We start from the raw sequence: 13,567 nt of genomic DNA on the forward strand, positions 1-13,567 counted from the left end.
CTTAAAGGGAGGTGGATCGACGTTACCTTGGCTGTCACTGCTGCTTCGCGCTGAGCTGGAAATTGTCCGTTTCGAATAGCTTCCGATCGAGGATCATGTCCTTGGTGGTGGCGACATAGGTCCTGAAATGCGCAGAGTCCCGGTGAGCCTCGTAAGCAGCGTTGTCGGCATACATCTCGAAGAAGCGAAGATGGTTTGGCTTGCCCTTGATCGAAACGGCATAGAGCGCCAGCACTCCCGGCTCCACCCGGATCGACGTCTCCATCTCGACTTTGACGGCGGCCGAATAAGCTTCCATTTGGGCCGGATCGATTTCCAGCTCCGCGATGCGGACCACGGGAGTGCTCGTATCCTGAGCCTTCGCCGAATGGCCAGCCAGCGTCAGCATAACCACGCCAAAGACAACGAAAATCTGCTTGATATCCATGGAAGGTTCCTCAATTGATCACGACCGGTTTGCAAAGACATCCTTGACGACCGGCATGGCTGAGAACACACATGGCCAGCCGCTATAAAAGGCGAGCTGGGTCAGCGCTTCGGACGCCTGTTCCTGCGTCAAGCCGTTATCCATCGCGCGGCTGAGGTGGTAGGTGACCTGTGCGACTTGACCATTCGCGACTAGGGCCGCGACGGTGACGAGGCTGCGATCCCGCGGCGCCAGACCGGGACGAAGCCAGAGGTTTTTAAACAGGATCTCTGCGGTGTAGTGCACGACACCGGGGGATACGTCGCCGAAATTGGCCTGGACCCCAGTCGCGCGTTTTGTTTCCACCTCCTCGTTCAAGGGAAGAAGCTGCGGTGACGCCTCGGGCAACTGATCGGCACTGATGCCACGTTCGGTGAAAATATCCTTGACGATCTCGACAGCGAAGAAGGCATTGGACCATCCGGTGTAGAAGGCGAGATGCGTCACGATTTCGGAGACCTCCGCAGCCGAGACGCCACTGTCGAGTGCCTTGTTGACGTAATGCGGCAAGCCGATCGTCTGGTTGCGCGCGATGAGTGCTGCCACGGTCACGATGCTGCGGTCTCTTGCCGACAGCCCGGAGCGGCTCCAGAGATCGCCAATGACCGTGTTCTGGGTATAGGCGGCCAAGGCCGGTGAAACGCTGCGTAGATCGTCAAGTGACAGTGCGGGATGTTTGTCGGTTGGTGTGGCCATGATGTTGATCCAATCGGTTCAAGAATTGATGGGTGTCACTTTGATCGTCGCGGCGCGGGCGCGCGCACCGATCATCGGGCTGAGGTAACGGCTCTTGGCGTATTTCGCGCGGTAGGCATCGTCGATACGGTCGTTGATTGGCCCTTCGGCAGGCGCGAATTCGACGTCTTTGGTCATCCCGGCGACCGACACGCGGCCGGCCTTCTGTGTGACAGCGGCCTGGTACCAGCGGGATGCCTGCCCGTTATATCCTCTTACGTAGAGTGCGCCATCGACAACCACCGACCAAATCCATGTCGGCGTGCCGTAGGTAGTGCCGTCTCCGCGAAACGGGGAGATATGCAGATCGTCCGATACGGCGATCTTGCCGAGCTCCTGATCTGACCAAGCCATGAGAAAATACCTTCCATTGATTTAGGGGTATTCAGTCAGCAAATACCCCAGGGATCGCCGCGAGCGTGACCGATCCTTGAAATATAGTATCTAGTTTTATTTCGATTAGGCGCTAATATCTCATTGAACTTATATCGGAGATCAATGAATGCGGCGGGAAGATCTTGGCGACCTGATGGCCTTCCTCACCGTGGCCGAGGAACAGAGTTTCACGAAAGCAGCGGCTCGTCTCGGAACATCGCAATCCTCCCTCAGCCTGATCATACGACGGCTGGAGGAACGGCTCGGTCTTCGCCTCCTGACCCGAACCACCCGCAGCCTCGCCCCGACGCCGGCAGGGGAGCAACTTCTTTCGACCCTGCGACCCGCCTTGGGGAATATCGATGCGCAACTCTCGGCGCTGACCGAGTTTCGCGACAAACCTGCGGGCAACTTCCGCATCACCGCCGGGCAACATGCCATCGACACCCTGATCTGGCCGAAGCTATCGAAATTCCTTTGGGACTATCCCGATATAAAGGTCGAGCTCGTGGCAGAATCCGCCCTGACGGATATCGTCGCGGAACGCTTCGACGCCGGCGTTAGGCTCGGCGATCAGGTTGAAAAAGACATGATCGCGGTAGCCGTGGGACCGATGGCTCGGATGATTGCCGTAGCGGCGCCCGCCTGTTTCGACCAGCTGGCTCCCCCCTCGACTCCGCAAGAGCTTACGGCCCATCGATGCATCAATCTTCGTCTGCCGAGCTATGGTGGCTTTTACGCGTGGGAATTTGAAAAGGATGGTCACGAGCTGCGGGTTCGTGTGGACGGACAGGTCGCGTTCAACGCCGTTCCTCAGGCCGTGATTGGAGCCTTGGATGGCTATGGTATCGCGTATCTTCACGAGGACGCCGTTCGTGAGCATTTGGACAGCGGCCGGCTCGTGCAGATACTGGCAGACTGGACGCCACCGTTTGCGGGCTACCATCTGTACTATCCGTCGCGACGCCATCCATCCCCGGCATTTTCCATGCTGGTCGATGCGCTCAGGCACCATCCGGCAGCATGACTGGTTCGGGCTTATAAAGTGGCGAGGGATGGCGCCTAGCTCAAATTTGCCGATCAGCGCGTGAGATGCGCATTAAAGAAGCCTTCAAGCTCCCGGAAATATTCCTTTGCCTCATGCATGTCCGGCGAGAACAGATATTGTGCGTGAGAAAGGCCCTCGAAAACAACCAGATCGGCGACCGCGCCGGCTTCCCGGAGCTTGCGATGAACACGGACTGTATTGCTCAAAAACAGGTCGCGGGTGCCCGTGACCAGGATTGTCGGTGGGAAGCCCCGATAGTCGCCGTAGATCGGCGATAGGTAGGGATCCTTCATATCATGGTTGCCCGCATACAGCTTCGCCGCGTCGCCCAGCCAACCTTCGTAGCGAACGAGGACATTGTCGACACTGTCATTGCTAAAATAACTGTCGCCGATTTTTTCGAGGTCAGCCCAAGGCGTGCCAGCGGCGATCGCTCCAGGAAGCGGCAGACCCTCCGCTTTCGCGCGAAGCACCAGTGCCAGGGTCATGGCCCCGCCCGTCGAGGTTCCAAACACGCCAATCCTGGATGCATCGTTCGTCGCCAGGACACCTCTATAAACTGCAAGGGCATCATCCATTGCCGCCGGATAAGGAAAATCCGGCGGCATCCGGTAGTCGACGGAAATCACCCGCACATGACCCAGACCGGCCATCATGATCGCTTCGCCCGTTCCGGCCTCGCCGGGATTAAGGACGTATCCGCCGCCGTGAAAATGTATGAGGACGCGATCGCGGTTTTCCGGTGATACTTCTTTGGGAACGATCGTAAAGACATTGACGCCGGCAATCTTACTCGCCTCGACGGTCACGCCCATCTTCTCGCGCAAAGCAGGCAGCCCTGCGCTTGCCTTCTCTGCACCTTGCGCAATCCATGATTTCCAGTCGTCAGCCGTCGCCGGATGGTCGTTCCATGTTGCCATCGATCCGGTCTGGATGAGCGCGCGCAGCTCGGGACTTGCAGCCTCCGGGAGAGGGAGCTGACGCGCTGGCACGTCGCGTATCTCCTGCGCCAAAACAGGCGGCGCGAGCATCAAGCTGGCGATAATATATAGAATTGGCCTCATGGCGTGCATCTTGAACTCCAACTGTAGGGACGATGGGTCATTGGCGGGTTCGTGGTTCACGGCGAACATCGGTGGACGAGGTGTTGGCGCCGTGCCCCGAATGTTGAGCACGGGCCAGATGAGACGCGGCTATCATAAGGGGCCTCAAGGGGTAGAGGGCACCGAGTTCGAAGCGCTGCCTACAGTCAGAGCCTCCCAATTCTGGTGCGCAAACTTCAGTTTTTCGCCGTCGTCGAGAGAGAGCCCTTCGACGAACAGCCGGGCGTCGTTTCCTGGACGATATTGGTAGGGATAGTCAGTGGAGAACAAGATCCGATCGATGCCGACTGCATCAACGGCCTGGCGCAGATAGGCCTCGTTATACATGCCGCTTGGGGTCAGATAGAGGTTGTTGCGCACGTAGTGAATGAAGGGATGCTTCAATCCCGACACGCGATCGAGCATCACAAGGCGCTCAAGATAAAAGATGACAAGCTCGCCCCAGTGGCCAAGGATCACCTGTAGGTTGGGGTGCCGGTCGAAGACGCCGGCCAGAACGATGCGAACGAACTGCATGCCGGCTTCATAATGCCAACCAAGTCCGAACGTCGAAAGCGCGAGGTCGACCGGTGCGCCGAAGCCTGAGTAATAGGCTTCGCGAACACTCGATTGAGGGATTTGGGGGTGAATGAGCAGCGGGACACCGAGTTCGGCGGCGACGGCAAATGTCGGCCCGAAGATCGGATGATCCATACTTTTTTCTTCCACCCGGCCATACAGGATGGCTCCTTTACACCCGAGGTGCTCTACGCTTCGCTGCAATTCCCTCGCAGCAGCATCAGCGTCCGCAGATGGCAGCACCGACAGTGCCTGGAAGCGCGATGGATGGGTCGTGACGGCCTCGGCGAGCATGTCGTTCGTACGACGCGCGAGATCGACGCCGTGATCACCAAGATTGTTGAGACCGGGCGTCGTGAGAGAGAGCACCTGCACATTGACCCCGGTCTCATCCATGAGCGCCAGCCGCTTTTCGCCGAGATCCGCGAGGCGTTCTTCGATCACGCCACGGTTCAGCCCTAAGGTTCCGTCGTCGGCGCCAGGGGTCGTGCTCCAGGCGTTTTTCACGTCATTTGGCAGCACATGCTCTTCTATGGCGATAATTTTCATAGTCGGCTCCAATTGCTTTCGACGCCATTTTTGCCAGGCGCGCGACGTTGGGGCGGCGATGAGCGAGCAATACCGCCCCAACTATATGAACACTCGGCCGATCAGCTTATGGCTGTGAGCTTATCGACGATTGCCTTGCCGACGCCGTGTGCCGATGCTGGATTTTGGCCTGTGATCAGGCGACCATCGGTGACGACATTCTCCGACCAGTTCGGCGCCGGCTGGTGTAGCGCGCCGCGGTCCTTGAGGGTTGATGCCAGCAGATAGGGCACGACCTTGTCGTATTTAACCTCCGCCTCCTCTGCATCGGTGAAGGCAGCAAGCTTCTTGCTGGCCACGAGATAGCTGCCGTCGGACAGCTTCGCGTTCACCAGCGCGGCCGGGCCGTGGCAAACCGCGGAAACGATGCCGCCGGCTTCCCATATTTCGCGGATGACGCGCTGCACGGCCGGGTCGTCTGCGAAATCCCACATCGTGCCATGGCCCCCGGCAAAGAATACCGCCGAGTACCGCGCTGGATCGAGGTCCGCGAGTACCAGCGAATGGGCGAGCGCGTCGCGAAACGCCTTGTCCTTCCAGAAGCGGTCGTTGACCGGATCGGAAAGGTCGAAGAAGTCGATCGGCGGATGTCCGCCGCGAATGGAGGCGATCTCCACCGGGAGACCCGCAGCCTTGAACACTTCGAGGGGATGGGTGAGCTCCACCATTGCAAAGCCGGTCGGCTCGCCGGTGTCGCCGCGGATCGGGTGGCTGGTGACCACGCAAAGGATGGGCTTGATATTATCTGCCATTGTCTTGGCTCCTCATGATTTGAGCGAGGCCATGTCGATGACGAAGCGATATTTGACGTCGCTCTTCAACATGCGCTCGTAGGCTTCGTTGATCTGTTGGATGGGGATAATCTCGACGTCGGAAACGATGCCGTGCTGACCACAGAAATCCAGCATTTGCTGGGTCTCCGGCACGCCGCCGATGAACGACCCGGAGATCGCTCGACGACCTTGCACAACAGAACCCGCCCTGACCGGAGTTGCCAAAGGCCCCATGTAGCCCACGAGGACGAGCACGCCTTCGAGCGCCAGGGTGGTCATGTAAGGATTGACGTCGTGATCGTAGGGAACGGTATCGATGATGACGTCGAACCGCCCTGCCACCGCCTTCATTTGCTCGGGGTCTCCCGAAAGCACGACATGATCAGCACCGAGACTGAAAGCGTCTTCTTCCTTGCCGGCTGAACGGGTGAACAGCGTGACGTCCGCGCCGAGTGCCTTGGCAAGCTTCAACGCCATGTGGCCGAGACCGCCCAGACCGATCACCGCGACCTTGCTGTTCTCTCCCACTTTCCAGCGATGAAGCGGAGACCAGGTCGTAATGCCGGCACACAGAAGCGGTGCTGCGCCCGCCGGATCCAGCCCCTCCGGCAGCTGTAATACGAACTTGTCGCGCACGGTGATGGAATCGGAGTAACCGCCAAAGGTGACGCTGCCGTCTCGCCGGTCGATGCTGTTGTAGGTGAACGTGGCGCCCTCGACACAGTCCTGCTCCCAACCCTTCAGACACGGTTTGCAATGCTGGCAGGAATCGACCATGCAGCCGACGCCGACCATGTCCCCTGTCTTGAAACGGGATGCGTCCGTTCCGACCTCGCGCACCCGGCCGACAATCTCGTGGCCAGGGACGATCGGGTAGGTCGTGAAACCGCCGTGGTTCCTGGCCAAGTGCAGGTCAGTATGGCAGACGCCGCAATACAGGATGTCGATGACGACCTCATCCCGTCCCGGAGCACGTCGTTCGAAGGCGAAGCGCTCCAGCGGAGCAGTGGCCGATTGGGCGGCAAAGCCAAGTGCATTCATGGTGGTTCTCCATTCATGCCTGTTCTCCAGGCGTGATTGCCCTGGTCATGCCAAGGCAGCGTGACCTGGGCTAAAGGTGCGAGCTGGAATCAGACATTGCCGGGTGCGAAAAGGGGTTCCCAGTGGAAGGGGCCGAGCGGGATGACCTCCCAGCCGATGAGGCCGGCCTTGGCGAGCGGGAAGTCGGCAAGCACCGCCTTGGCTGCCTCAACGGACTCAGCTTCCGCGATGATCGCGACTCCTGGACGGTCCTGTCGGAAATAAATGTCGCGGATGACGCCATCCTTGTACATCTTCCAGGAGTGCCGGACTTCATCCAGCATATGCGGCTGGTATTTCTCGAGGCTGGCGCCGGGCTGCGGAATATCAAGGCAAAGCAGTTTCATCTCAAGGATCCTTTTGTGTGTTATGCTGATTGGGTGAGGGTAAATCGCCGCGTGATCTCGACGACGCGGCGGCCAAGATAGCGCGCGGTCCGAAGGTCGCACTCTGGCGGCGCCACATCCGGTGCCTGGTCAATGTTGGCGTGGGTCATCACGCCGAGCCAGCTCCCAAGTCGATTGAGGTCGTCCGGGCTCGATGTGCTGCTGTTGTTTCCTGGCATCAGGTCGAGACCGACCCAGATCATGCCGTGCTGGGCGGCGAACAGCGCCATGGAAACAAGCGAGTTCAGCTTGTCCCCATGTTGCGCGCCGGAATTGGTGAAGCCGGCGCTGATCTTGTTGCGCCATTTGAGTTCAGTCCAGGCGGCCTTGGTGGACTCCTCGAAGAACTGCTTGAGCCGGGCGCTGATCATCCCATTGTAAGTCGGTGAGCCGAAGATGATCGCATCGCTCTTCTCGAGAGCTTCCCAGTCGACCGGCCCATCGGCGACGGGGATCAGCTCTACCTGAACATTGTCCACGTCTCCGGCACCTTCGGCGACTGCCTGGGCAACACGCGCCGTGTGCCCGTATCCACTGTCAAATACAATCGAAACCAGCAATTGTCCGTCCTTCTTGATGATGAATGCCCGCGCTCTGACGCGATCGCCGATCTTGGGCGGTTCAAAACTCGTTTACCGAGAGAGGTTTCTATCGTAGAATTTACGTCAGCAGTGGCGATAGTTTTTCCGTTATATGCTTCCCGACATTCTACATCAGAGGCAGAAATGGTTGGTTCAAAGTCGGTTCGCGATAGATTTGACGGTATCGAAGTATTCGTCGAGGCGGTCGAGGCCGGCGGTTTCGCCAAGGCAGCAGACCGGCTGTCGCTGACACGCTCGGCGGTCGGCAAGTCGATCGCGCGACTGGAGGAACGGCTCGGCGTCCGCCTTTTTCAACGGACGACGAAAATGCAGTGCCTCACCGAAGACGGTCAGCAATATTATGAGCGGTGTCTGCGCGCCATTGAAGAACTGCGTGCAGGAGAAGCGATGTTGGAGACCGGCCGTCAGGAGGTCGCCGGTCGGCTCAGGGTGTCGGCTTCGGTCCTATTCGGGCGCTATTGCGTCGCCCCCATCTTGCGGTCCTATGCTCGTCAGCATCCCCGACTTGAACTCGAACTGAGTTTCAGCGATCGCCAGATCGACCTGATCGCCGATGGCTTTGATTTGGCGATACGGAACGGTGCGCTGGGTCATTCATCAGCCCTACGCGGACGCCGGTTGGGCAGCCAGCGCAAAGTCCTGTGTGCGTCGCCAAGCTATATTGCGACAAGAGGCGAGCCTAGTTCGATCAAGGACCTTACCAATCACGACCTGCTGGCCTACTGGAGAGGCGATCATGGGTTGGCTTGGCAGCTACCCGACCAAACGGGCATACTCACAGACGTTGCGGTAACCGCGCGGCTGCGTTTCGACGATCTCGAGGTGATCGCGGACGCCGCCGTCGAAGGCATGGGGCTTTGTTGGCTGCCTTACTGGCTTCTTCGCGATCGGATACGGCAGGGCGAGTTGGTAGAGCTTTGGGCAGATCGCCCGAGCGCCTCAATGGAATTCTATGCTGTCTGGCCCGCAGCCCAGCATCTGCCGCTTCGCTCTAGGCTGGCGATCGACGTGCTCGCCGCCGAACTTCCCAAAAGCTTTGAAGGCTAGGACTGAACTGCGGGCCATTGCCCCAGGCGCAGGCCAACATCGCCATGAAGCACACGGCGCAGAAGACACCGAGGCGCAACGGCCGGTCTGAGTTGATCGATTGCACAAGCGGCGTGTCAAGAACGCGAGATATGCCCTGAGGAGACGGCAAACACCACCCAATTGTACATTCCCGCAACGTCTGATAAAAAATTCTCGTCGAAAGAGTGCTGACCGGATGGTAGCCCGGTCGCCGTCTTAGCTGACGGCAACTCTTCCCCTCGGGGTATCCGCGACACCTGGACCGGCTTGCCGGTTGCAAAGGTGTGTCCGCTGATAACCCCAAGTCATAGTGGGCGCACCTTCTCAATTCGTTAGAAGGATGTACGACTTTGAAACTTACAGGAAACACAATACTCATCACTGGCGGCGCAACGGGCATCGGCTTCGCGCTCGCGCGGCGCTTTTCCGAGAACGGCAATCAGGTCATTATCTGCGGCAGAAGCCAATCCGCGCTGGAGAAGGCGAAAGCCGAGGTGCCGGCAATAGTGACGCGCATTTGCGACGTGGCTGACACAGATAGCCGCCGCGCGATGATCGAATGGCTGAAAGCCGAATACCCCACCCTGAATGTGGTCATAAACAATGCAGGTATTCAGGCGCGGCGTGACTTCACAGGCGATCCGGCGATTGCAACACTTGACCAGGAAGTTGCGATCAATTTCACGGCCCCCATCCATCTGATCGCAGAGCTGTTACCGACATTGAGACAGCAGGGGCAGGGGTTTATCATTAACGTCAGCTCCGGTCTGGCCTTCTCGCCGATGGCGGATGTTTCTGTCTACTGCGCGACCAAGGCCGCGATACATTCCTTCACGCTCAGCCTGCGTCACCAATTAAAATCGACAGGTATCCGGGTGGTAGAAATCGCCCCACCAATTGTCGACACCGGGCTCGGTGGCAATACTCGCAGCGGAGGGACAGCCAATCAAATGATGGTGACCCCGGAAGAGTTTGCCATCGAGGCATTTGCACAGCTCGAAGCGGACAAGGACGAAGTCTTGGTCGGTGTTTCCGCCAAGACACGCGAGCTAGGCGAAGCCATGTTCGAGCGCATGAACAGCCGCGCCTAAAGAATTGCGGATTGCCGTGATTTTCGCGGCAATCCTCTCAAGCTCTGCAAGAGCATGGTGCCAGAAACTGGCACGTAGATGTGCATAGTGGTTTTCGACCAGAGCAAGATTCTCCATCAAGTTTGCCGGGTTTGCCGCGATCTCGACGCGAAGGATGCTGGCGCAGGTAGGTCACGCGGCGGCAAGGAGAGTGCGCTAGTCGCACGATCAGAACTTAGCATCACAAGTTTCGGAGCGCCTGCCTAACTTCGAAAAAGGAAAAATATGAAAGCCGTTAAATTCAACGAATATGGTGGCACCGATGTCCTGCGGGCCGAAAGGCTCAATTTTTCTGGCCGCTTGCTGGCTACCGATCGATACGACGCGAAAAACGACAGTTGCAACGAAAAACCCTCATTTTCTAAGGATCTAGAACCATGTCTAGCGTAGAGCCACTCGACCCGTCGTTTCCGTTAACCCGCCAGATGGAAGTCGACGCCGCCCCCATCGTGTTGGTCAATCTCTGCACCATGGCGCCTGAAGACGAAGCAGCGTTCTTGGTCGCCTGGGCCGCTGATGCCGCCTTCATGAAGAGCCAGCCAGGCTTTATCTCGACACAGCTCCACCGCGCGCTAGGAGACAGCCCGACCTACCTTAACTATGCGGTCTTTGAATCTGCAGCGGCATGGCGTGCGGCCTTCAGGCATCCCGATTTTCGGGAGGCAACCAAGGCGCATCCGGCGTCGGCGGTCTTTCGTCCTCATCTCTTTCAGAAGGTCGCTGTGCCGAACTTGTGCACCGCATAGCGGGGCGCCGACTCCCGAGTTCCATGCTTGGAGATGCAAAGCGCTCATTGCCCACGGCAACGTAGAAAGCCTGTTTGGGCTTTGATGCAACGCAAAGCCTCCTCCTTGATTAGCGCGACCGGCAACCGATTGCGGCAAACCCAAACTACCATCCCAAGTGGGCCAGCCGCATCAACCTCGGCTTGCCCAACCATGCGGCCAAGTCGAACAGGCGTCGGTAAACTCGGCACTTATCTGTACCTTCTTGCAGCCGACCATGCGGCTCGGGAACTTTGCGTTTGATCGTTCTGAAAGAATGGTGACAGAAACTGTCCCCATGCTGGTTTATGTACGTTTGCAATTGCAGAGAGAGACGTCGAATCCTCTCTCGTACAACGCCAGAAAGGATCTGAAAGCATGTCCAGACTTAAATCAATCGACGCTTCTTCAGTCGCTTGCCAGAAGGCGGCGCGACCTCGCCTCCATGACAAAGCTACCGTTTTTGAATTTGCTTGGCTTGAGGCACTCTGATGAAAAGAATTCAATATAGCAGGTATGGCGGCCCGGAGTTGATGCGGGTCGAGGATTTCGAGTTGCCCGCGGTCGGAAAAGGCGAGGTTGCCGTGCGGGTCAAGTTCGCGGCGATCAATCCTATCGATTGGAAGCTCCGCGCCGGCCAAATGAAGATCGTCACCGGCAGAACCTTTCCCCGCGCCATGGGAATGGACTTCTCAGGGATAGTTACTGCGGTCGGCTCCGACGTCACGCGGCTCAAGATTGGCGACGCGGTATTCGGTCTTGCCAAGTTCAAGGAAAGCGGTGCGTTCGGGCAAGCCGTGGTGACAAAAGATATGTTCCTGGCTCGAAAGCCGGATAATGTTTCTTTCGAGGATGCCGCATGCCTTGGCACACCAGGCGTCACGGCTTGGAACGGACTGATCGACAAGGCAAAGCTGCGGCCTGGCCAGCATGTGTTTATCAACGGCTGCGCCGGGGCTGTCGGCGAAGCGGCCGTGCAGATCGCGCAGCTCTTTGGCGCCACTGTTTCGGGGAGTTGCAGCGCGCACGATATGGAGCGTGCCAGATCGCTGGGCGTAAAGACGGTCTATGACTATCGCACTACCGATCTGTCCAAGATTGCTGATCGCTTCGACGTCGTCTACGATACGGCGGCGACGCTGACACTTTCCGACGGGATGAGTATGCTGAGCAAAGGCGGCGTATTCCTGGATTTGAACCCTGGGCTCGGCAAGTTCATTCGCGCAGCCTTTGATCGCCGGCTCAAGCCCATCATTGGTTCTCCCCGAGCCGAAATCCTGGAAAAAGTTGCCGAAGCAGCGGGCGCAGGCAAGTTCAAAATCCCAATTGGAGAAATTGTTTCTCTGAGCAGTGCGATCCCACTCATTAGCGAGCTCGAGAGAGGCCGCAAACTAGGTGGCAAGGGCGTCATGGCAATGGAGTAGAAATGGCAAGAAGTCATCGACTGTTTGACCTGATGCAAGTCCTTCGCAGACATCGCGCGACGGTGTCGGGGCAAACGCTTGCCAACGAACTCGGCGTGTCTCTGCGCACCATACGCAGAGACGTTGCCACCCTGCAGGATATGGGCGCAGACATCGATGGTGAGGCAGGTGTCGGCTATATCTTGCAGCCCGGCTTCCTTCTCCCCCCGCTGTCGTTTACGGACGAGGAAGTCCAAGCGCTCGTGATCGGTGCCCAGTGGGTTAGTCGCCAGACGGACGACTCGCTGGCCTTCGCCGTGAAGAACGCGCTGGCCAAAATCAATGCTGTTCTTCCACCTGACATGCGATCCGGTCTCAACGAAGATATGATATATGTGGGGCATCCCCTGAAAGGGGGCGGCCCGCTGGATCTAAGCGAGATCCGCAGGTCACTGCGAGAGCAGCGCAAGCTGCGCATCACGCTATCTCAGAAACATCTCAACCTGGGAAAGGAGATCGTCTGGCCCATCATGCTGGGGTTCATAGATTCAAAACGTTTTATCGCGGCCTGGTGTGAACTGGACGAAAAGTTTCGGGTGATCGGATTGGAAGACATCGAAACTGCGGAGGTCCTGGCCGAGCGATATTCACGAAACCGCCGCCAGCTCGTAAAGGAATGGCGTGCACAAGAGCTGAGGCCCTGTAACAGCGAAGGCGAAGTTTGTTGATCCTAACTTCTATCGCCGACGTTTCGGCGAACTAAGCAATCTCCGATGGGCCGTTTCCAGGATATCATCCGCAGCGGAACACGCGGTCGCTTCTTCAATTCGCCGGTCTGGTCATCCGCCTGGAAACGGAAACGCGTAGCGGAAAGCAGGGGCGAACGGCGGACTATCTCAATCGCCTGGAGAATGGCCGACAGTATTCGGCGATGCAAAGATGTTGACGGCGCTCCTCGACCGCCTGAGCCATCACTGCGAGATCGTCGAGACCGGAACTGAATCTTGGCGCTTTAAGAACCGCTCTCAGAGCTAAGAGCTAAGAGCTAAGAGCCAAGAGCGACATAACCCGCGCTTGGCCCACCCTCTGTACCCCCAGCCAGCGCCGGGCAGGCCAAGCGCTGATCTACCGCAAATGGGGTCAATGTTCAGTGCTGATTGACAATCCGCTCTGCTGGCGCTGCAGATGGATTTCTACGATCGCACCGCCGCCCGTCCGGTTCGCAAGCTTGAGATCTCCTCCATGAGCGATTGCTATTGCTCTTGCCACTGAGAGCCCAAGCCCCGTTCCGCCAGTTGCGCGCGAACGCGACGGATCGCCCCGCCAAAAGGGGTTGATCGCGACCGCCTGCATGTCCTCCGGAAAGCCCGGGCCACGATCGAGAACACGAATGACGGCGCTTCCATCCGCCAGGATGTTGATTTCCACTGAGAGCTGACCCGGCACAGCCTGATATTTCCATTGAGAATTGACCCATGTTTCAACCGT

At 58.2% G+C, this 13,567-nt stretch carries 16 protein-coding genes and 1 pseudogene; 7 read left to right on the forward strand and 10 right to left on the reverse strand.

Annotated features, from left to right (window positions below; genetic code table 11):
- Nucleotides 1-34 precede the first annotated feature (34 nt).
- Genes AB6803_RS30300 through AB6803_RS30310 form a run of 3 tightly spaced genes read right to left on the reverse strand, consistent with a single transcriptional unit; the run spans nt 35 to nt 1,555 of the window.
- Entirely contained in the window at nt 35-388 is a 354-nt protein-coding gene (locus AB6803_RS30300) for a putative quinol monooxygenase (protein WP_371112352.1), read from the reverse strand.
- 57 nt (nt 389-445) lie between these two features.
- A complete protein-coding gene (locus AB6803_RS30305; protein WP_371112337.1) occupies nt 446-1,162 on the reverse strand; it encodes a carboxymuconolactone decarboxylase family protein in 717 nt (238 codons plus the stop codon).
- An 18-nt stretch (nt 1,163-1,180) separates the two neighbouring features.
- Complete coding sequence (locus AB6803_RS30310) at nt 1,181-1,555, reverse strand: DUF2255 family protein (protein WP_371112338.1); 375 nt, start codon at nt 1,553-1,555, stop codon at nt 1,181-1,183.
- A 148-nt stretch (nt 1,556-1,703) separates the two neighbouring features.
- Between AB6803_RS30310 and AB6803_RS30315 the strand changes: the two genes are divergently transcribed.
- A complete protein-coding gene (locus AB6803_RS30315) occupies nt 1,704-2,603 on the forward strand; it encodes a LysR substrate-binding domain-containing protein (protein ID WP_371112339.1) in 900 nt (299 codons plus the stop codon).
- 53 nt (nt 2,604-2,656) lie between these two features.
- Here AB6803_RS30315 and AB6803_RS30320 read toward each other — a convergent pair whose 3' ends face one another.
- From AB6803_RS30320 to AB6803_RS30345, 6 genes are all read right to left on the reverse strand, one after another.
- On the reverse strand, nt 2,657-3,697 hold the full coding sequence (locus tag AB6803_RS30320) for an alpha/beta hydrolase (RefSeq protein ID WP_371112340.1): 1,041 nt from the start codon (nt 3,695-3,697) through the stop codon (nt 2,657-2,659).
- A 135-nt stretch (nt 3,698-3,832) separates the two neighbouring features.
- On the reverse strand, nt 3,833-4,834 hold the full coding sequence (locus AB6803_RS30325) for an amidohydrolase family protein (RefSeq protein WP_371112341.1): 1,002 nt from the start codon (nt 4,832-4,834) through the stop codon (nt 3,833-3,835).
- 101 nt (nt 4,835-4,935) lie between these two features.
- Entirely contained in the window at nt 4,936-5,625 is a 690-nt protein-coding gene (locus tag AB6803_RS30330) for a type 1 glutamine amidotransferase domain-containing protein (RefSeq protein ID WP_371112342.1), read from the reverse strand.
- A gap of 12 nt (nt 5,626-5,637) precedes the next feature.
- On the reverse strand, nt 5,638-6,687 hold the full coding sequence (locus AB6803_RS30335) for an NAD(P)-dependent alcohol dehydrogenase (RefSeq protein WP_371112343.1): 1,050 nt from the start codon (nt 6,685-6,687) through the stop codon (nt 5,638-5,640).
- An 89-nt stretch (nt 6,688-6,776) separates the two neighbouring features.
- A complete protein-coding gene (locus AB6803_RS30340) occupies nt 6,777-7,073 on the reverse strand; it encodes a superoxide dismutase (RefSeq protein ID WP_065663738.1) in 297 nt (98 codons plus the stop codon).
- Nucleotides 7,074-7,093: 20 nt separating this feature from the next.
- A complete protein-coding gene (locus AB6803_RS30345) occupies nt 7,094-7,672 on the reverse strand; it encodes a flavodoxin family protein (RefSeq protein WP_371112344.1) in 579 nt (192 codons plus the stop codon).
- A gap of 165 nt (nt 7,673-7,837) precedes the next feature.
- Here AB6803_RS30345 and AB6803_RS30350 point away from each other — a divergent pair, with 165 nt between their 5' ends.
- From AB6803_RS30350 to AB6803_RS30375, 6 genes and pseudogenes are all read left to right on the forward strand, one after another.
- A complete protein-coding gene (locus tag AB6803_RS30350) occupies nt 7,838-8,761 on the forward strand; it encodes a LysR family transcriptional regulator (protein WP_371112353.1) in 924 nt (307 codons plus the stop codon).
- A gap of 371 nt (nt 8,762-9,132) precedes the next feature.
- A complete protein-coding gene (locus AB6803_RS30355; RefSeq protein WP_371112345.1) occupies nt 9,133-9,873 on the forward strand; it encodes an SDR family oxidoreductase in 741 nt (246 codons plus the stop codon).
- Nucleotides 9,874-10,289: 416 nt separating this feature from the next.
- Complete coding sequence (locus AB6803_RS30360; RefSeq protein ID WP_034522951.1) at nt 10,290-10,658, forward strand: antibiotic biosynthesis monooxygenase; 369 nt, start codon at nt 10,290-10,292, stop codon at nt 10,656-10,658.
- A gap of 509 nt (nt 10,659-11,167) precedes the next feature.
- Nucleotides 11,168-12,100 carry an NAD(P)-dependent alcohol dehydrogenase gene (locus tag AB6803_RS30365; protein WP_371112346.1) on the forward strand — a complete coding sequence of 311 codons (933 nt, stop codon included), beginning with the start codon at nt 11,168-11,170 and terminating at the stop codon, nt 12,098-12,100.
- Nucleotides 12,101-12,102: 2 nt separating this feature from the next.
- On the forward strand, nt 12,103-12,807 hold the full coding sequence (locus AB6803_RS30370; protein ID WP_371112347.1) for a helix-turn-helix transcriptional regulator: 705 nt from the start codon (nt 12,103-12,105) through the stop codon (nt 12,805-12,807).
- Nucleotides 12,808-12,873: 66 nt separating this feature from the next.
- Nucleotides 12,874-13,114, forward strand: a pseudogene (locus AB6803_RS30375) (ATP-binding protein); the annotation flags it as partial.
- Between the two features lie 105 nt (nt 13,115-13,219).
- Here AB6803_RS30375 and AB6803_RS30380 read toward each other — a convergent pair.
- Nucleotides 13,220-13,567: ATP-binding protein (locus AB6803_RS30380; protein WP_371112348.1), on the reverse strand; the 348-nt coding region annotated here is incomplete at its 5' end.

Source organism: Rhizobium sp. RCC_161_2 (genome assembly GCF_041355235.1).
Lineage (GTDB): Bacteria > Pseudomonadota > Alphaproteobacteria > Rhizobiales > Rhizobiaceae > Rhizobium.

What these genes read in the sequence shown, in the direction of transcription:
- AB6803_RS30310 (WP_371112338.1), bottom strand. Translation starts at nt 1,555, where the DNA reads ATGGCTTGGTCAGATCAGGAGCTCGGCAAGATCGCCGTATCGGACGAT.
- AB6803_RS30330 (WP_371112342.1), bottom strand. Translation starts at nt 5,625, where the DNA reads ATGGCAGATAATATCAAGCCCATCCTTTGCGTGGTCACCAGCCACCCG.
- AB6803_RS30305 (WP_371112337.1), bottom strand. Translation starts at nt 1,162, where the DNA reads ATGGCCACACCAACCGACAAACATCCCGCACTGTCACTTGACGATCTA.
- AB6803_RS30300 (WP_371112352.1), bottom strand. Translation starts at nt 388, where the DNA reads ATGCTGACGCTGGCTGGCCATTCGGCGAAGGCTCAGGATACGAGCACT.
- AB6803_RS30320 (WP_371112340.1), bottom strand. Translation starts at nt 3,697, where the DNA reads ATGCACGCCATGAGGCCAATTCTATATATTATCGCCAGCTTGATGCTC.
- AB6803_RS30325 (WP_371112341.1), bottom strand. Translation starts at nt 4,834, where the DNA reads ATGAAAATTATCGCCATAGAAGAGCATGTGCTGCCAAATGACGTGAAA.
- AB6803_RS30340 (WP_065663738.1), bottom strand. Translation starts at nt 7,073, where the DNA reads ATGAAACTGCTTTGCCTTGATATTCCGCAGCCCGGCGCCAGCCTCGAG.
- AB6803_RS30370 (WP_371112347.1), top strand. Translation starts at nt 12,103, where the DNA reads ATGGCAAGAAGTCATCGACTGTTTGACCTGATGCAAGTCCTTCGCAGA.
- AB6803_RS30315 (WP_371112339.1), top strand. Translation starts at nt 1,704, where the DNA reads ATGCGGCGGGAAGATCTTGGCGACCTGATGGCCTTCCTCACCGTGGCC.
- AB6803_RS30360 (WP_034522951.1), top strand. Translation starts at nt 10,290, where the DNA reads ATGTCTAGCGTAGAGCCACTCGACCCGTCGTTTCCGTTAACCCGCCAG.
- AB6803_RS30335 (WP_371112343.1), bottom strand. Translation starts at nt 6,687, where the DNA reads ATGAATGCACTTGGCTTTGCCGCCCAATCGGCCACTGCTCCGCTGGAG.
- AB6803_RS30350 (WP_371112353.1), top strand. Translation starts at nt 7,838, where the DNA reads ATGGTTGGTTCAAAGTCGGTTCGCGATAGATTTGACGGTATCGAAGTA.
- AB6803_RS30365 (WP_371112346.1), top strand. Translation starts at nt 11,168, where the DNA reads ATGAAAAGAATTCAATATAGCAGGTATGGCGGCCCGGAGTTGATGCGG.